The organism is Streptomyces sp. NPDC089424 (assembly GCF_044749345.1).
Taxonomy (GTDB): Bacteria; Actinomycetota; Actinomycetes; order Streptomycetales; family Streptomycetaceae; genus Streptomyces.
Genome location: NZ_JBIVHU010000002.1, coordinates 787,394 through 804,321, shown reverse-complemented (window position 1 = coordinate 804,321; position 16,928 = coordinate 787,394). Strand labels below are relative to the sequence as shown.

12 protein-coding genes, 1 tRNA gene and 1 pseudogene are annotated in these 16,928 nt (G+C 73.6%); 8 read left to right on the top strand and 6 right to left on the bottom strand.

Features of this window, described 5'->3' with window-relative positions:
- Positions 1–162: 162 nt before the first annotated feature.
- A complete protein-coding gene (gene trxB, locus ACIP2X_RS11225) occupies positions 163–1,167 on the top strand; it encodes a thioredoxin-disulfide reductase (RefSeq protein ID WP_401670492.1) in 1,005 nt (334 codons plus the stop codon).
- A gap of 237 nt (positions 1,168–1,404) precedes the next feature.
- Positions 1,405–2,694 (top strand): cation:proton antiporter, encoded by a 1,290-nt coding sequence (locus ACIP2X_RS11220; RefSeq protein WP_401670490.1) that lies wholly within the window; start codon positions 1,405–1,407, stop codon positions 2,692–2,694.
- Between the two features lie 31 nt (positions 2,695–2,725).
- Here ACIP2X_RS11220 and ACIP2X_RS11215 read toward each other — a convergent pair whose 3' ends face one another.
- Together ACIP2X_RS11215 and ACIP2X_RS11210 are read right to left on the bottom strand one after the other, a co-directional pair.
- A complete protein-coding gene (locus ACIP2X_RS11215) occupies positions 2,726–3,388 on the bottom strand; it encodes a response regulator (protein ID WP_401670488.1) in 663 nt (220 codons plus the stop codon).
- Between the two features lie 2 nt (positions 3,389–3,390).
- Positions 3,391–4,332, bottom strand: coding sequence for a HAMP domain-containing sensor histidine kinase (locus ACIP2X_RS11210; RefSeq protein ID WP_401670485.1), 942 nt, complete (start codon positions 4,330–4,332; stop codon positions 3,391–3,393).
- A 239-nt stretch (positions 4,333–4,571) separates the two neighbouring features.
- Here ACIP2X_RS11210 and ACIP2X_RS11205 point away from each other — a divergent pair, with 239 nt between their 5' ends.
- The 5 genes and pseudogenes from ACIP2X_RS11205 to ACIP2X_RS11185 form a co-directional block, all read left to right on the top strand.
- Entirely contained in the window at positions 4,572–4,859 is a 288-nt protein-coding gene (locus tag ACIP2X_RS11205) for a DUF3040 domain-containing protein (protein WP_401670483.1), read from the top strand.
- Between the two features lie 305 nt (positions 4,860–5,164).
- Positions 5,165–5,902: a flavodoxin family protein gene (locus ACIP2X_RS11200; RefSeq protein WP_401670481.1), complete on the top strand. Its 738-nt coding sequence runs from the start codon at positions 5,165–5,167 to the stop codon at positions 5,900–5,902.
- 104 nt (positions 5,903–6,006) lie between these two features.
- The gene (locus tag ACIP2X_RS11195; RefSeq protein WP_401670479.1) at positions 6,007–6,576 is read left to right on the top strand and encodes a DM13 domain-containing protein; all 570 of its coding nucleotides are present in this window, start codon (positions 6,007–6,009) and stop codon (positions 6,574–6,576) included.
- 119 nt (positions 6,577–6,695) lie between these two features.
- Positions 6,696–8,096 (top strand): L-seryl-tRNA(Sec) selenium transferase, encoded by a 1,401-nt coding sequence (gene selA / locus ACIP2X_RS11190; RefSeq protein WP_401670477.1) that lies wholly within the window; start codon positions 6,696–6,698, stop codon positions 8,094–8,096.
- Positions 8,093–9,862 (top strand): annotated as a pseudogene (locus ACIP2X_RS11185) (SelB C-terminal domain-containing protein); the annotation flags it as partial. The gene selA and the pseudogene ACIP2X_RS11185, both read left to right, overlap by 4 nt.
- Positions 9,863–9,897: 35 nt before the next feature.
- Here ACIP2X_RS11185 and ACIP2X_RS11180 read toward each other — a convergent pair.
- Positions 9,898–9,990, bottom strand: a tRNA-Sec gene (locus ACIP2X_RS11180).
- Between the two features lie 52 nt (positions 9,991–10,042).
- On the opposite strand from ACIP2X_RS11180, the gene selD reads away from it, so the two are divergent.
- Complete coding sequence (selD, locus tag ACIP2X_RS11175) at positions 10,043–11,065, top strand: selenide, water dikinase SelD (protein ID WP_401670475.1); 1,023 nt, start codon at positions 10,043–10,045, stop codon at positions 11,063–11,065.
- A gap of 51 nt (positions 11,066–11,116) precedes the next feature.
- Here the strand turns inward: selD and fdh are convergent, their stop codons facing one another.
- The 3 genes from fdh to ACIP2X_RS11160 form a co-directional block, all read right to left on the bottom strand.
- Complete coding sequence (gene fdh, locus ACIP2X_RS11170; protein WP_401670473.1) at positions 11,117–14,377, bottom strand: formate dehydrogenase; 3,261 nt, start codon at positions 14,375–14,377, stop codon at positions 11,117–11,119.
- 129 nt (positions 14,378–14,506) lie between these two features.
- Entirely contained in the window at positions 14,507–15,457 is a 951-nt protein-coding gene (nrfD, locus tag ACIP2X_RS11165; RefSeq protein ID WP_401672302.1) for an NrfD/PsrC family molybdoenzyme membrane anchor subunit, read from the bottom strand.
- A 188-nt stretch (positions 15,458–15,645) separates the two neighbouring features.
- Positions 15,646–16,518: a 4Fe-4S dicluster domain-containing protein gene (locus ACIP2X_RS11160; protein WP_401672299.1), complete on the bottom strand. Its 873-nt coding sequence runs from the start codon at positions 16,516–16,518 to the stop codon at positions 15,646–15,648.
- Between the last annotated feature and the right edge of the window lie 410 nt (positions 16,519–16,928).

The window sequence follows — 16,928 nt, the reverse complement described above, 5'->3', positions numbered from 1 at the left end:
ACGCCTCAGCCCCAGCCTACGGCGACGGAACAGCGGGTTTCGTCGACGGGATGCGCACCCCTGCGCACGAGCGCATGGTGGAGTCGTCCGCTGCCGGGACCAGGTCCGACTCCGCGAGGCGGCTGCCGGCTGGTCGCGTTCCCCCTCCCCAGGCTCTGGTAGGTGATCAAGGTGGATGAGACCGTCCGGCAAGTGATCGTGGTCGGCTCCGGGCCGGCCGGCTACACCGCCGCGCTCTACTGCGCCCGCGCACTGCTGCGCCCACTGGTGTTCGAGGGGTCCGTCTCCGCGGGCGGCGCGCTCATGAACACCACCGACGTGGAGAACTTCCCGGGGTTCCCCGAGGCGGTGCTGGGGCCGGACCTGATGGAGAGGATGAGAACGCAGGCGGAGCGGTTCGGTGCCGAGATGGTCCCGGACGACATCGTGGAGGCCCGGCTCGACCAGGACGTCAAGGAGGTCGTCGACAGCGCGGGAGTCGTCCACCGGGCCAGGGCGGTCGTCCTCGCCACCGGATCCAGCTACCGCGAGCTGGGGCTCGCCAACGAGAAGCGGCTCTCCGGGCGCGGGGTGAGCTGGTGCGCCACCTGCGACGGCTTCTTCTACCGCGACCAGGACGTCGTGGTCGTGGGCGGCGGCGACTCCGCGCTGGAGGAGGCCGACTTCCTCACCAAGTTCGCCCGCACCGTCACCGTGGTGCACCGCCGGGACCGGCTGCGCGCCTCGAAGATCATGCAGGAGCGGACACGACGCAACGAGAAGATCCGCTTCCTGTGGAACCACGAGGTGGTCGACGTCCTCGGCGAGGACAGGGTCACCGGTGTGCGCACCCGTGACGTGAACACCGGCCAGCAGACCGACATGCCCGTCACCGGATTGTTCGTCGCCATCGGACACGATCCGCGGGTCGACCTGGTCAGGGACCAGGTCTCCCTGGACCACGCCGGATACGTGGCCGTGGAAGGCCGGTCCACGCGCACCAACCTCAACGGCGTGTTCGCCTGCGGCGACGTCGTCGACCACGACTACCGGCAGGCCGTCACCGCCGCCGGGACCGGCTGCGCGGCGGCCCTGGACGCCGAGCGGTACCTCACCGCGCTGGACGACTGCCTGTCCCCGGACGAGGCCCGTCTGGAGGCCGTGGCCGTGGCCGAGCTCGCGCACTGAACCCTGCGTCGCCGCCCGTGCCCGATCGGGGTACTGGGTGCCGCCCACCTGCGGATCTGGGGGCCGTCACCGATGGTGCCCCGGTCCCGGCACCTGCGAGCGTGGAGCCACGCCGCGCCCGGGCCGCCGGACGGCTCCGCCTCGAGACCGGTGGCCCGGCGTACGACGAAGGAGGACGTATCCACCCCTGTCTGTCCAGGAACGACCGACCCGGCGTGTGGCCGAAGGGGGTGACCCGTGGGACATGCTGACACCTTGCTCGCCATGGGCGGCGCCTTCCTGGCCGCCGCCTTCCTCGCCCGCCTCGGCGGCAGGATCGGACTGCCGACCATTCCGCTGTTCATGCTCGCCGGCATCCTGCTCGGCCCCCACACACCCGGCCTCGTCCTCGTCGAGGACGCGCACGACTTCGAGATGCTCTCCGCGCTCGGACTGGTCCTGCTGCTGTTCTACCTGGGCTTGGAGTTCCATCTCGACGACCTCAGGAACGGGGGCAGACGGCTGCTGGCCGCGGGCGGTGTCTACCTCCTGCTGAACGTCGGCGCCGGACTCGGGTTCGGGTTCGCCCTGGGATGGGGCGTGCGGGAGGCGCTGGTGCTCGCCGGTGTCCTCGGGATCTCCTCGTCGGCGATCGTCACGAAGATCCTGATCGACCTGGGGCGGCTCGGCCGCCCGGAGACCCGCCTGATCCTGGGCGTCATCGTGGTGGAGGACATCTTCCTCGCCCTGTATCTCGCCGCCCTCCAGCCCGTCATCAGCGGTGCCCAGGACGTCACCGAGATGGTCCTCCAGGGGGCCAAGGCGTTCGCGTTCCTGCTGGTGCTGGCCGCCGCCGCCCGCTACGGCACCCGGCTGGCCGGCCGGCTGATCGTCACCCGCGACAACGAGCTGCTGGTCATCAGCTTCCTGGGCGCGGCCGTCCTCGTCGCGGGGGTCTGTGAGGTGCTCGGTGTCGCCGATGCCATCGGCGCGTTCATGGTGGGCCTGATCCTGGCCGGCACGCCTTCGGGGCCGCGCATCCGTGAGCTGGTGCATCCCTTGCGCGACGCCTTCGCGGCGATCTTCTTCTTCGCGTTCGGACTCGCCATCGACCCGGGCGACCTCGCGTCCGTCGCGGTGCCGGTCGCCGCCGCGGCGGCGCTGACCCTCTCCATGAACGTCGCGGCGGGCCTCCTGGTCGCCCGGCTCTACCGCTACGGCACCGACATCGCCGCCGAGATCGCCACGACGCTGGTGGCCCGGGGCGAGTTCGCGCTGATCCTGGCCGCGATGGCCGCCGGCGCGGGGCTCGACGCCCGTCTCGCGCCGTTCATCGCCGGATACGTCCTCGTCCTCGCCGTCCTCGGCCCCGTGGTCGCCGGGCGCGCGCACCTGCTCGCCCGGGCCCTGCGGTCCGCGAGCGCCTTCGCGTCCGGCCGGGGGAGTGACACCGGCCCGCCGCGCGGCACGGCACCGGAGGACGACGGCGTGCCCCCGGCTCCCGCTCCGTCCGCCTCGTCGGCGCTGCCCCTCGAGGCCGAGCGCTGAGGGAAGACCCCGGGCGCCACGGCACCCGCGGTCAGGGTTCGATCAGTCCGACACGGATCGCGTACCGGGTGAGTTCGAGGCGGTCCTTCAGGCCGAGCTTCTGCAGCAGATTGGCGCGGTGGCGCTCCACGGTCTTGGGGCTGATGACGAGCAGGTCGGCGATCTCCTGCGAGGTGTGGCCCTCGGCGACGAGCTTGAGGATCTCCTCCTCGCGGTGGGTGATCGCCTTGGCGGGCAGGGCGCGGCCCTCCCGGAGGCGGTCGAGGTAGTTGCGGATCAGGGCGTTGACGGCCCCCGGATAGAGGAACGATTCACCCCGCATCGTCGCGCGGCACGCCTCGACCAGGTCCCGGTCGGCGACGGACTTGAGGACGTAGCCGGACGCGCCGACGGCGAGGGCCTCGAAGAAGAACTGCTCGTTGTCGTACATGGTCAGGATGAGGATGCGCATGTCCGGCTGGATGCGGGACAGTTCGCGGGCGGCCTGCAGACCGGTCAGACGGGGCATGGCGATGTCGAGGATGGCCAGGTCGGGGTGGTGGGCCCGGGCCTGTTCCACCGCCTCGGCGCCGTTGTCGGCCTCGGCCACGACGGTGAGGTCGGGTTCGCCGTCGAGGATGAGGCGGACCCCTCGCCGGACCAGGGCGTGGTCGTCGGCGAGCAGGATGCGGGTGGGGGCGGCTGCTTCAGGCATGGTCAACTGTTCCGGTCGGGGACGGTGAGGCGTACGTCGGTGCCGCCGCCGGGGCACGGCTCCAGGGAGAGCCGGGCGCCGATGAGCAGGGCGCGTTCACGCATGCCGCGGATGCCGGCGCCCTCGGGGGCGGCGCCGATGCCCCCTCCGTCGTCGTGGACGCGCAGTTCGACGCCCGAGGCGGTGTGCCGGAGGGTGAGCTCGGCGTGGCGGGCCCGGGCGTGGCGGGCGGTGTTGGTCAGTCCCTCCTGGGCGACGCGGTAGAGCACGAGTTCGGTGTCGCGGCCGAGCGGTGGCAGGTCCGGGTCCAGGTGGTGCCTGACGGACAGCCCGGGATGGGTGAACTCGGTCGTCAGGGACTTCAGCGCGGCGGTCAGGCCGAGTTCGGCCAGGACGCCGGGGCGCAGCCGGCGGGCGATCCGGCGGATCTCCTCCAGGCTGCCGCGGGTGGTCTCCTGCACCTGGCCCAGTTCCTCGCGCACCGCGGGCGGGGCGTCGCCCGCGACGCGTTTGAGTTCGAGCAGCACGGCGGTGAGCGTCTGGCCCACCTCGTCGTGCAGCTCCTGCGAGATGCGGTGCCGTTCGGCCTCCTGGGCGGACAGGGCACGGGCGCTGCTGGTGGCGCGTTCCTCCTCCAGACGGTCGAGCATGGTGTGGAAGGCCGTGATCAGCTCCGCGATCTCCGCGTGGCCGCTGACCGCCGGACGCCGGCCGGGACGCAGCAGGTCGGTGGTGGTCATGGCGCGGGTGAGGCGCTCCAGGGGGGCCAGCCCGACCCGCAGCAGGAGGGCGTTGGCGACGAGCATGGCGGCCAGGCCGCCGGTGAGGACCGCGGCCTCGGTGAGCAGGACAGGGGTGGACACGGTCACCGGGCCCAGCAGCAGGGCCGTTGCCGCGAGGAGCACGACCCCGTTCAGCAGGAAGATCCGCCAGTACAGGGGCACGACGTATCGCCTCCTCCCTCTGGTCCTGGCGGCCCGCCATGCTTCATCGTGAGTGGTGACCCCACGGACCGCCATCCGTGGCAACACCCACCTTTGCGATGCGTGGCAGGCGTCGGTCCCCGGTTCCCGTGGGGTCCCGCCGGTCCGAGGGATGGGGGACGGCGCCGATGGCGGGCGGGGGTCACCAGGCGGAAGCCTGGAGTGCGGACGAAGACCGCGGAGCCCGGGAGGGAGGCGCCGTGCCCCGGTACGAGGACGAACGTCTGGTGGCTCTCGCCGCACGGTCCGAGCGTGACGACCCGCGCTTCACCCGCGCACTGAGAACCGGCCGGCCCGTGCGGCCCCGCGAGTACCGGCGCACCCGGGCCTGGTGGACGGTCGGTGTCGCCCTGGCCGTGCTGGCGACCGGCGTGGTCGTGGCGGACGGGCTGCTCATCGCGGCCGGCCTGATCCTGGCCGGCTTCGGCGCCCAGCTGTTCGACCCCCACCGCACCCGCCCGGGACGGCGTCCCCCGCCGCCCCGTTGAGCACGGCGGCCCGGTGCCCTCGTCCCGGGGTGGCACCGCCCGCGGCCGCTTCCTGAAACGGGCGGCACCACCGGTTCCGGGGCGCGGGATCCGCGCGGCCGGTCCGCGCGACTCCCTGACGCGCCCACCGTAGGCGGAGAACCCCCCGTACCGCGGGCCGGTCCCGCCCTGTCACGACTCCGTAAGACGCCCGGTGCTCCGGAACCCGTGTGCCGGTGCGTCGCACCCGCACCGCGCGCGACTTCCGCGAGACGCTGCCGTGGGCACCCCGCCCCGACCCTTTCGCCCCCCTCCCGGAGTCCGCCATGGCAGCACCGTCCGCCCCGTCCACCGGGGACGGTCACCGCTTCGACGACCTGCGTGCCCTCTTCATCAACTGCACGCTGAAGCCCTCCCCCCAGCTCAGTCACACCCAGGGTCTGGTCGACAAGAGCCGGGCCGTCATGGACTCGATGGGGGTGACCACGGAGGTCGTGCGGGCCGTCGACCACGACCTCCCGCCGGGCGTCTACCCCGACATGACCGAACACGGCTTCGCCACCGATGCCTGGCCGGCCCTGTACGAGCGGGTGCTGGCCGCCGACATCCTCGTGCTGGCCGGTCCCATCTGGCTGGGCGACAACAGCTCCGTCACCAAGAAGGTCGTCGAACGGCTGTACAGCTGCTCCAGCCTGCTGAACGCGCAGGGCCAGTACGCCTACTACGGACGCGTCGGCGGCTGCCTGATCACCGGCAACGAGGACGGCGTCAAGCACTGCGCCATGAACGTCCTCTACAGCCTCCAGCACCTCGGCTACACCATCCCGCCGCAGGCCGACGCGGGCTGGATCGGCGCGGCCGGTCCCGGACCCTCGTACCTCGACCCCGGTTCCGGCGGCCCGGAGAACGACTTCACCAACCGCAACACCGTGTTCATGACCTGGAACCTGATGCACCTGGCGGCGATGATCAAACGCGCCGGGGGCATTCCCGCCCACGGCAACCAGCGCTCGGAGTGGGACGCCGGCTGCCGGCCGGGGGCGGACAACCCCGAGCACCGCTGAAGCCGTGGCGTAAGGATTTCGTCATCGGCTCCGCGGTACGGGACGGCGGCCCGCTTCCGTTGAATGGGAGGGCAACAGGCGAACTCCCAGGAGAAGAGGCGGAGATGGCGCGCGTGCGCGAGGTACTGACCCGGCCGTTGGTCGTCGCGGTACTGGTGGTGGCGGTCGGCGGAGCCGGCTTCGGGCTCTACTGGTTCCAGCCGTGGAAGCTGTGGCAGGACACGACCGTCGACGAGGCCCTGCCAGGGGTCGTCACCTCCGAACCGTCCGCGGGGGCACCCCCGGCCGGGTCCTCCGGGCAGCCCTCCCCGGCTCCAGGTCCGCGCACGCTCGCGAGCGGCGAGCTGATCAGCCACGAGCACGAGACGACGGGCACGGCGAAGCTCGTACGGCTGCCGGACGGGTCGCACGTCCTGCGGCTGGAGGACCTGGCGACCAGCAGCGGGCCTGACCTTCGGGTCTGGCTGACCGACGCGCCGGTGAAGCGGGGACTGGCCGGGTGGCGCGTCTTCGACGACGGCGAGTACGTCAGCCTCGGCGCGCTCAAGGGGAACAAGGGGAGCCAGAACTACGTCCTGCCCCCGGACGTCGACCCGGCGGGCTACAGCAGCGTGAGCATCTGGTGCGACCGCTTCGACGTGTCGTTCGGCGCCGCCGAGCTGGCTCGCGCCTGACGACGTCCGGGGGCCGGATCGGCCATCATGGCCGGGAGTGTCGTGACAGCGGCACGGGGCACTCGGCTGGGATGGGCGTTCCCCGGCAGCCCTGGGATCGAGCGGAAGGATGGGGCCGCGTGGACCAGCGGGCGGCTACCCCGGTCGGCAGCGCGAAGGAGACCGGCGGCACCGGTTCCGGCCCGGCCGGCAACGGCCGTGACCCGGCGGACGCGCGCCGCCGGATTCCGCGTACCGACGCGCTGCTGCGCGAGGCGCGCCTCGCGCAGGCGGCCGACCGGCTCGGGGCGGACGTGGTCAAGACAGCCGTCCGCCGGGCCCAGGAGCGGGCGCGGGACGGCTCCGTCCCGCCGGAGGCCGTGGCGGACACGGCTCTGGCCCTGCTGCCGTCCACGGCCGGCGGGCTGCGGCCGGTCGTCAACGCCACCGGGGTGGTGCTGCACACCAACCTCGGCCGGGCGTCCCTGTCCGCGGCGGCCCGCCGGGCGGTCCAGGAGGCGGCCGGGCCCACCGACGTCGAACTGGACCTGCGCACCGGTGTGCGCGCCCGCCGCGGCCGGACGGCGCTTGCCGCACTGGGCGAGCGGGTGCCGTCGGCCGCCGCGGTGCACGTCGTCAACAACGGCGCCGCCGCCCTCGTCCTGGTGGCCACCGCGCTCGCCGCCGGCAAGGAGATCGTCATCAGCCGGGGCGAGATGGTGGAGATCGGGGACGGGTTCCGCCTGCCGGACCTGCTGGAGTCCACCGGGGCCCGGTTGCGGGAGGTGGGCACCACCAACCGCACCACGGTCGCCGACTACGCCGCCGCGATCGGCCCGGAGACGGCCTTCGTGCTGAAGGTGCACCCCTCCAACTTCCGCATCACCGGCTTCACCCGCACCGCCGACGCCGGGCAGCTGACGGATCTCGGCGTCCCGGTGGTCGTCGACATCGGCTCCGGACTGCTCCGGCCGCACCCCCTGCTGCCGGACGAGCCCGACGCCGAGTCCGAGCTGCGAGCCGGGGCGTCGCTGGTCACCGCGAGCGGCGACAAACTGCTCGGCGGACCGCAGTGCGGACTGCTCCTCGGGTCGGAGGACCTGGTGCGGAGCGTGTCGCGGCATCCGCTGGCCCGCGCGCTGCGCGTGGACAAGCTGACCCTGGCCGCCCTGGAGGCCACGCTGACCGGGCCCGAAACCCCGACCGCCGCCGCGCTGGGCGCCACCTCGGCGGACCTCCTCGACCGGGCCGGGCGGCTCGCGACGGCCCTCGCGGCCCACGGCGTCGACGTCCGGGCGGTCGCGAGCACCGCGACGGTGGGGGGTGGCGGTGCCCCCGGTGTGACGTTGCCGAGCGCCGCGCTGTCGCTGCCCGAGCGGTACGCGGCCGCGCTGCGGACGGGCGCGGTCCCCGTGGTGGGGCGGCTGGAGGCGGGCCGCTGCCTGCTCGACCTGCGGGCGGTGCCGCCCGAGGACGACGAGCGGCTGGCCGAGGCCGTGCGCTCGGTCCCGGACCCGGTTACGGAAGGGCGAGCGCGATGAGGGTGCTGGCCACCGCCGGGCACGTCGACCACGGCAAGTCCGCCCTCGTACGAGCGCTGACCGGGATGGAACCCGACCGCTTCGAGGAGGAACGGCGCCGGGGACTCACCCTCGACCTCGGCTTCGTGTGGACCCGCCCGGACCCGGACGGCACGAGCACCGCCGCCGGACCGGCCGGGGAACCCATCGCCTTCGTGGACGTGCCCGGACACGAGCGGTTCGTCGCCACCATGCTGGCCGGTGTCGGACCCGTGCCCGCCGTGCTGTTCGTGGTCGCCGCCGACCAGGGCTGGCAGCAGCAGTCGCAGGAGCACCTGGAGATCCTGGACGCCCTCGGCGTACGGCACGCCGTGCTCGCGGTGAGCCGCAGCGACCTCGCCGACCCCGAACCCGTGCGCGCGGACGCCGTCGCCCGCATGGCCGCGACCTCCCTCGGCCCCGTGCCGTCCGTCGCGGTGAGCGCGGTGACCGGCGCCGGACTGGACCGGCTGCGCCGGGAACTGGTCCGGCTGGGCCACGCGCTGCCCGTCCCGTCCGCCGCCGCGGACGTCCGGCTGTGGCTGGACCGCGCCTTCACCGTGCGCGGTCACGGCACGGTCGTCACCGGCACCCTGAGCGCGGGCACCCTCCGGGTCGGCGACCGGCTGATGCTGGGGGACGGCGCGACCACGCTCCGGGTGCGCGGACTGCAGTGCCTGCACGAGGACGTCGCCGCCGTCAGCGGGGTGGCGCGCGTGGCGGTCAACGTGCACGGTGCCGCCGAGGGCCTTGTGCACCGCGGCCAGGTGCTGCTGACCCCGGAGCGCTGGCTGCTGACCGGCCTGGTCGACGTGCGGGTCGGCGGGGTGCCGCTGGACGACCTGCCCCGGACGCTCACCCTGCACGTCGGGACCGCCGCGGTGCCGGTGACCGTGCGCCCGCTCGGCCCGGACACGGCTCGGCTGACCCTGGACCGCGCGCTTCCCCTGCGGGTCGGCGACCGCGCCGTGCTGCGCGAACCGGGCGGCCGGCGCATCGCGTGCGCCGCGACCGTCCTCGACGTACGACCGCCCCGGCTGACCCGGCGCGGAGCGGCCCGGGCCAGGGCCGCCGAGCTCGCGGACATGACCGGACGGCCGGACGGCGCGGCGGAACTGCGGCGGCGCCGGCTGGTCCGCGGCTCCGAACTGGCCGCGATGGGGGTCCCGGCGCCCGTCGCGCCGGTGGCGGGCGACTGGCTGGCCGACGCGGCCCACTGGACGGCACTGCGGGACCGCCTGGAGGCCGAGGTCGAACGCCATGCGGCCGAGCACCCGCTGGAGCCCGGCCTGCCCACCGAGGCGGCCCGTCGGCTGCTCGGCCTGCCCGACCGGGCCCTTGTCGACGCCCTCGCCGGCACGTCCGGGAAACTGCACGGCAGCCAGGGACGGCTGTACGGACCCGGGGACCTGCGGCCCACGCTGCCGCCGCCCGTCCGGTCGGCCGTCGAGGCACTGCGGGAGGAGCTGGGGCGGGCGCCGTTCCGCGCCCCGGAAGCGGGCCGCCTCGCCGAACTGGGGCTCACCCGCAAGACCCTGGCGGCAGCGGTCGCGGCGGGCGCGCTGCTGCGGGTCGGCGAAGGGATCGTGCTGCTGCCCGACGCGGACGCGCGCGCCGCCGCCGTACTGCGCCGCCTGCCGCAGCCGTTCACCCTGAGCGAGGCCCGTCGGGCCCTCGACACCACACGCCGGGTGGCCGTCCCGCTGCTGGAGTTCCTGGACGCCCGGGGACACACGGAACGCGTGGACGATCAGCGCCGGCGTTGCCGTACGGACGCGGGGAGCGGAGGCGGACGGGAATCGAACCCGCCTGCCCGAGATCCTCGGACACCTCGGTTTTGAAGACCGGGAGGGCCACCAGGCACCCACACGCCTCCATCGCCCGCCCAGGCTACCGGAGGGCCACACCGACGACCGGGAGGACCCGGCATGACCACCACACGTGAAACACCCGTGCGCCTCACCCAGTACGCCCACGGCGGCGGCTGTGCCTGCAAGATCCCGCCCGGCGAACTGGAGGCCGTGCTCGGCGGGCTCGCCCGGCCGGCGGACGCGGGCGACGGCAATCTCCTGGTCGGGCTGGCCACCGGGGACGACGCGGCCGTCGTCGCCCTGCCCGCCGGGGGCGGCGCCTCGGCCGGGGCGGTGGTGTCCACGGCGGACTTCTTCACGCCCGTCGTGGACGACCCGTACGACTGGGGACGCATCGCCGCGGCGAACGCGCTCTCCGACGTGTACGCGATGGGCGGCCGTCCGCTCGTCGCCGTCAACCTCCTGGCGTGGCCGCGCGACGTCCTGTCCTTCGACCTGGCCCGCGAGGTGCTGCGCGGCGGGCTCGACATCGCCACCGAGGCGGGCTGCCACGTGGGGGGCGGACACAGCGTCGACGACCCCGAACCCAAGTACGGCATGGCCGTCACCGGCCTCGCCGATCCGGCGCGGCTGCTGCGCAACGACGCGGGCAGGCCGGGCACGCCGCTGTCGTTGACCAAGCCCCTGGGCCTCGGAGTGCTGAACAACCGGCACAAGGCCACCGGTGAGCGCTTCGAGCAGGCGGTGGCCACGATGGTGGCGCTCAACCGCGACGCGTCGGCCGCGGCCCTGGCGGCCGGCGCGACCTGCGCGACCGACGTGACCGGCTTCGGCCTCCTCGGGCACCTGCACAAACTGGCCCGCGCCTCGGGCGTGACCGCGGTCGTCGACACCGCCGCCGTGCCCTACCTGGACGGGGCGTGGGAGGCGGTCCGGGACGGCTACGTCAGCGGCGGTACCCGGCGCAACCTGGAATGGGTCGCGCCGTTCACGGACTTCGGCCGCGCGGACGACGACACGCGGCTGCTCCTGGCCGACGCGCAGACCTCGGGCGGCCTGCTGGTGGCCGGAGAGGTGCCCGGGGCGCCGGTGGTGGGAGAACTCGTCCCGCTGCGGGAGCACTCCGTCGTCCTCGGCTGAGAACGGAGAACGGAGAACGGAGAACGGAGGACGCCGGACGGCAGAAGTGCCTCAGGGCTCCCTGCCGGTCCATTCGTCGATGCCGGCCCGCGCCCGGTAGCCGCGCACCAGCTCCACGGCGGCCGGGCCCCTGGGTCGGCGCCCCGGCCGGATGTCGACGGCGAACGCCTTGGTCTCCTGGATGTGCGTGTTCGGGTCGAGTGCCATGTGCACCAACTCGTTCGCGGCGTCCCCGGTGCTGTAGCCGTTCGTGCCCCAGTGGTACGGCAGGCCCACCTGGTGCAGCGGACGCCCGTGCACGGTCAGGGGCGGCACGCGGTCCGTGACCAGCACGCGGGCCTCGATCACGCCCCGGGCGCTGACGATCGTCGCCCAGCCGGTGTGCTCCAGGCCGCGCTCGGCGGCGAGCTCGGGGGAGACCTCGCAGAAGAACTCCGGTTGCAGCTCCGCCAGATACGGCTGCCACCGGGACATGCCGCCCGCCGTGTGGTGCTCGGTGAGCCGGTAGGTGGTGGTGACGTACGGGAACACGTCGGAGCCGGGCTCACCGCCGCTCGGCTGGTAGCGGTTGTCCGGGTGCGGCGGCAGCAGATGCCGTACCGGGTTGCGCTGCCGGCCGTACAGCAGGTTCGGGAACGGTGAGTCCTGCGGCTCGTAGTGCGTGGGCAGCGGGCCGTCGGTCAGCCCGGAGGGCACGTACAGCCAGGCTTTGCCGTCGCCCTGCATCACGAACGGGTCGGTGCCCGACAGCCCCTCGGGACCGGTCGCGCCCTTCGGCGGCCGGTGGTCTGGGGACTTGTCCTTCTTGAAGTCGGCGATGTCGTGGCCGGTCCACTCGCGCCGTTGCGCGTCCCACCACACCAGCGCCTTGCGCTCGCTCCAGGGCCTGCCGTCGGGATCGGCCGAGGCGCGGTTGTAGAGGATGCGCCGGTTGGCGGGCCACGCCCAGCCCCACTCGTTCGCCACCCAGTTCTGCTCCTCGCCCGGCTTGCGGCGGGCGGCCTGGTTGACGCCGTCGGCGTAGACACCGCAGTAGATCCAGCAGCCGCAGGCCGTGGAGCCGTCGTCGCTCAACTGCTCGTACGAGGACAGCGGGTTGCCCTCGGCGTCATGGCCGTTGATCTCGGCGAGGACGGCCTCGGCGTCCGGCTCGGCGGTCTCGCCCTTCGTCGGGTAGTCCCAGGCGAGGTCCAGCACGGGCCGGTCCATGGCGTCGGTGGAGGCGGCGAGCTTCTCGCGCACGAGCCGTCCGAGGTGGTAGGTGAACCACAGGTCGCTGCGCGCCTCACCGGGCGGTTCCACGGCCTGGTGGTGCCACTGCAGCAGGCGCTGGGTGTTGGTGAAGCTGCCGTCCTTCTCGGTGTGCGCGGCGGCCGGCAGGAAGAACACCTCGGTGCGGATGTCCTCGGTGCGCAGCTCACCCGTCTCGATCTCCGGTCCGTCCTGCCACCAGGTGGCCGACTCGATCAGGGAGAAGTCCCGTACGACGAGCCAGTCCAGGTTGGCCATGCCGAGGCGCTGCATCTTCCCGTCCGCCGACCCCACCGAGGGGTTCTCGCCCATCAGGAAGTAGCCCTTGCAGGTGCCGTCCAGCTGCGCCATGACCGTCTCGTAGGTGGAGTGCGAGCCGGTCAGCCGCGGCAGGTAGTCGAAGCAGAAGTCGTTCTCCGCGGTCGCGGCCTCGCCCCAGTACGCCTTGAGCAGGCTGACCAGGTACGACCGCATGTTGCCCCAGTAGCCCTTGCGGGCCGCGTCCGCCCGCACGAAGGTGTCCAGGTCCTGCTGGTGGTGGGCGTGCGGCATCGGGATGTAGCCGGGCAGCAGGTTGAACAGCGTCGGGATGTCCGTCGACCCCTGGATCGAGGCGTGCCCGCGCAGCGCGAGGATGCCGCCGCCGGGCCGGCCGATGTTGCCCAGCAGGCTCTGCAGCACGGCGGCCCCGCGGATGTACTGGACGCCCACCGTGTGCTGTGTCCAGCCGACCGCGTAGGCGAACGCGGTGGTGCGCTCCCGTCCGGAGTTCTCGGTGACCAGTTCGCACACCTGGCGGAACAGGTCCGGCGGGACACCGCAGATGGCCTCGACCATCTCCGGGGTGTAGCGGGCGTAGTGCCGCTTGAGGACCTGGAAGACGCAGCGGGGGTGCGAGAGCGTCTCGTCGCGTTCGGGTTCCTCCTCGCCCACGTCGGCGCCGCCCGCGCCGTGGGCCTCGCCGCGGGCCGCCTCCGTCACCGCGCTGCCGTCGCCGGTGCGCGCGGCGAACTCCTCGTCGCGCTCGCCCGACGCCGACTGGTACTCCGTACCGGCGTACTGCCAGGTGGTGTTGTCGTAGCTGCGGGTGTCGGGGTCGAGGCCGGAGAAGACGCCGTCGAGGTCCTCGGTGTCGCGGAAGTCCTCGCGCAGGACGACGGGACCGTTGGTGTACGCCACCACGTAGTCACGGAAGTACTTGTCGTTGCTCAGGACGTAGTTGATGATCCCGCCGAGGAAGGCGATGTCCGAGCCCGCGCGCAGCGGCACATGGACGTCGGCCATCGCGCTGGTCCGGGTGAAGCGCGGGTCGACGTGGATGACCTTCGCGCCGCGGGCCTTCGCCTCCATCACCCACTGGAACCCGACCGGATGGCACTCGGCCATGTTCGAGCCCTGGATGACGATGCAGTCGGAGTTCTGCAGGTCCTGCTGGAAGGTGGTCGCGCCGCCGCGGCCGAACGAGGTTCCCAGACTGGGAACGGTGGAGGAGTGTCAAACACGCGCCTGGTTCTCGATCTGCACGGCGCCCAGCGCGGTGAACAACTTCTTGATCAGGTAGTTCTCCTCGTTGTCCAGCGTGGCCCCGCCCAGGCTGGCGATGCCGAGCGTGCGCCGCGTGCGGGTCTCGTCGACCTCCCACTGCCAGCCCGCCCGGCGCGCCTCGATCACGCGGTCGGCGATCATGTCCATGGCCGTGTCGAGGTCGAGGCGCTCCCACCCGGTGCCGTGCGGGCGCCGGTAGAGGACGTGGTGCTCGCGGGCGCCGCCGGTGGTCAGCTGGAGGCTCGCCGAGCCCTTGGGGCACAGCCGGCCGCGGGAGATGGGCGAGTCGGGGTCACCCTCGATCTGTGTGACCCGCTCGTCCTGGACGTACACGTTCTGGCCGCAGCCCACGGCGCAGTACGGGCAGATGGACTTCACCACGCGGTCCGCCGACGCCACCCGGGGAGCGAGCCGTGCGCTCCTCCCGCTCTTCGCGGCGGCACCGCGGCCCAGGGGGTCCGTGCCCTTCAGCTGGCGGTAGACCGGCCAGGAGTCGATCCATGTGCGCACGCCCATGTCCGTCCGCCCTTTCTCCGCCACCCTCCGCGCGGCCCATTTTCCCGCAACCGGGTCCGCGCGGCATCCGCTGCCCGTCCACCGCGCGCGGCACCGCGCGGAGTACCCGGCGCAGCCACGCCGAAACGGTCAGCCGGGCCCGGGCCCGGGCCGGTGGCCGTCGGACCGTGCGCGGGCCTCCAGTCGCTCCCGCTGCGGTACGACGGTGTACTTCGGGTCCTCGGCGGAGGCCACGCCGGCGTGGAACACACCGAAGCGCAGGGCCGCCGAACCGGCCAGCAGGGCCGCACCCGCCGCCGCGGCGAGCAGCCGGGCCCGCCCGCTCGCGTGGCCCCGGCCCTCCGTGTACGCCGCCAGCACGGCACCGCCCGCCGTGAGCACCTCGGCCGCGCGCAGCTGCCGGCGCTGCGCACCCTGCTCGTAGGGTTCGGCCGCCAGGCCCATACGGCGCTTCATCAGCCCGAAGGCGCCCAGTTCCAGACCGGCGCCCAGCACCGCCATCCGGCGCGCGGGCCCGGTCTCCCGGAGCGGCGCGCAGACCAGGGCGAACCCGGCCGCCGCGGTGGCGGCCGAACCCGCGAAGACGAACGGCATCTCCCGGTGGCCCTCGTGCCACGACGGCACCGCCGTGTCGGACAGCAGGACCGCCGTGTACGTCGCGACGGCCGGGCCGAGCGCCGCCGCGCCGCCCGTGGCGGCGGCACCGACGGTCCCGTGGCGGCGGGCGACATCGGTGGCGAGGGCGGCGAAGGTGAGCGGTGCGTAGCCCGCCAGCAGCCACGACCCGAGGTTCATCGGCGAGGTGGGTTTGAAGACGCGGAGCATGTTGAGGAAGCGGGCGGGGCGTCCGAGGTCGTGCACGAGCGCCACCAGGGACAGCGAGATCGCCCCGGACGCGCCCAGCTTCGCCGCGCGGGCCAGCCCCGGGCGACCGGTGACCTGGCCCCCGGCGGCCAGCAGGGAGGACGCCCCCGCGAGTCCGCCGAGGTAGAGGTAGCCCGCGATGTCCGGCGCCTTCCACGTCGGCCTGTTCAGGATCGGCTTGCCGTAGTACGAGGAGAACTCCGCCTCCGGCACCATCGCCTGCTCCCCGCGCCCACGCCCACGGCTCCGGCGACGCCGGCCGGCGGTGAGGGCGTCGCGTCCGGGGCGCGCGCCGTCCGTCCCGTGCGGGGTGACGTCGGACCCGCTCGTCGCTGCCTCCTGGGGGAACGGCTCGTCGTGCTCTCCGTGCCGGACGCCCCGTCCCGGCATCCAGGCGAATCGCCTCATCGCGGCCTCCGGGCGAAACTGACTGCGGCCAGCGCGGCGAGCGACGCGGCGGCCGCCGCCGCGTGCCGCCACATGGCGGGCAGATCACGGGTGGTGACGACGGGATCGGGCGGCAGCCCGTAGACCTCCGGCTCGTCCAGCAGCAGGAAGAACGCCCCGTCGCCCCCGACGCCGTCCTGCGGGTCCTCGCCGTACAGGCGGGCGTCCGTGACCCCGGCCGCGTGCAACTGCGTGACCCGGGCCGCCGCGCGCTCGCGCAGTTCGTCCAGGGGACCGAACTGGATGGAGTCGGTGGGGCATGCCTTGGCGCAGGCCGGTTCCATGCCGACGCCGAGGCGGTCGTAGCACATGGTGCACTTCCAGGCGCGGCCGTCGTCCTTGCGCTGGTCGATGACGCCGTACGGACAGGCCGGGATGCAGTAGCCGCAGCCGTTGCAGATGTCCTCCTGGACGACCACCGTGCCGAACTCGGTGCGGAACAGCGATCCGGTGGGGCACACGTCGAGGCACGCCGCGTGCGTGCAGTGCTTGCACACGTCCGAGGACATCAGCCAGCGCAGTTCGGTACGTCCGTCGGGCGCGACGGGGGAGACGGGTGCGGGTGCGGGTGCGGGAGCGGCACCCAGATTCGTGGCGGCCGTGAAGACGTCGACGTCCTCGTGGCCGATGCCCTCTTCCTGCGCGACGAGCGGCTTGCGCTGCTCGATGAAGGCGACGTGCCGCCAGGTGCTGGCGCCGAGCCCTTCGGTGTTGTCGTAGGACATGCCGGTCAGCTGCAGGCCGTCCTCCGGGATGGCGTTCCACTCCTTGCACGCCACCTCGCACGCCTTGCAGCCGATGCACACGGAACTGTCGGTGAAGAAGCCCATGCGCGGCGGATGGTCGGGGTACCCGGCGGCCCCGGCCGGGTCGGGCCACTGACCGGTCGGCCGGCCGCCGAGGGCCGCGCCCTTGCCTGTTCCCGCACGTGCGGTGCCGTCCTCCGTCATGCCCGGGACCTCCTCGCTCACCACTCGTCGGCCCCCTGTGGCCGGACGCCTTCCCGAGGCGGTGCTCACTGCTCACGGAACCGGCGTCGCACCCGCGGCCCGGGTGCCCACGGCGGTGACACCCCACGCACGAAAGTCTGCGCGTGTTCGTCACCACCGGCCGGACCGAGTCGTGCTGCCGCGGCCGTCTCACCTCCAGCAGACGCCCTGTCCCGGGTGTCCGCAGCCCGGGCGGGCCCGTTCGCGGCGCGAAGGCCGCGACGGCGGCCAGGCCGCCGGGGTCGCGGCCT

What these genes read in the sequence shown, in the direction of transcription:
- selD (WP_401670475.1), top strand. Translation starts at nt 10,043, where the DNA reads ATGACCACCACACGTGAAACACCCGTGCGCCTCACCCAGTACGCCCAC.
- ACIP2X_RS11195 (WP_401670479.1), top strand. Translation starts at nt 6,007, where the DNA reads ATGGCGCGCGTGCGCGAGGTACTGACCCGGCCGTTGGTCGTCGCGGTA.
- nrfD (WP_401672302.1), bottom strand. Translation starts at nt 15,457, where the DNA reads ATGGTGCCGGAGGCGGAGTTCTCCTCGTACTACGGCAAGCCGATCCTG.
- ACIP2X_RS11160 (WP_401672299.1), bottom strand. Translation starts at nt 16,518, where the DNA reads ATGGGCTTCTTCACCGACAGTTCCGTGTGCATCGGCTGCAAGGCGTGC.
- ACIP2X_RS11215 (WP_401670488.1), bottom strand. Translation starts at nt 3,388, where the DNA reads ATGCCTGAAGCAGCCGCCCCCACCCGCATCCTGCTCGCCGACGACCAC.
- ACIP2X_RS11200 (WP_401670481.1), top strand. Translation starts at nt 5,165, where the DNA reads ATGGCAGCACCGTCCGCCCCGTCCACCGGGGACGGTCACCGCTTCGAC.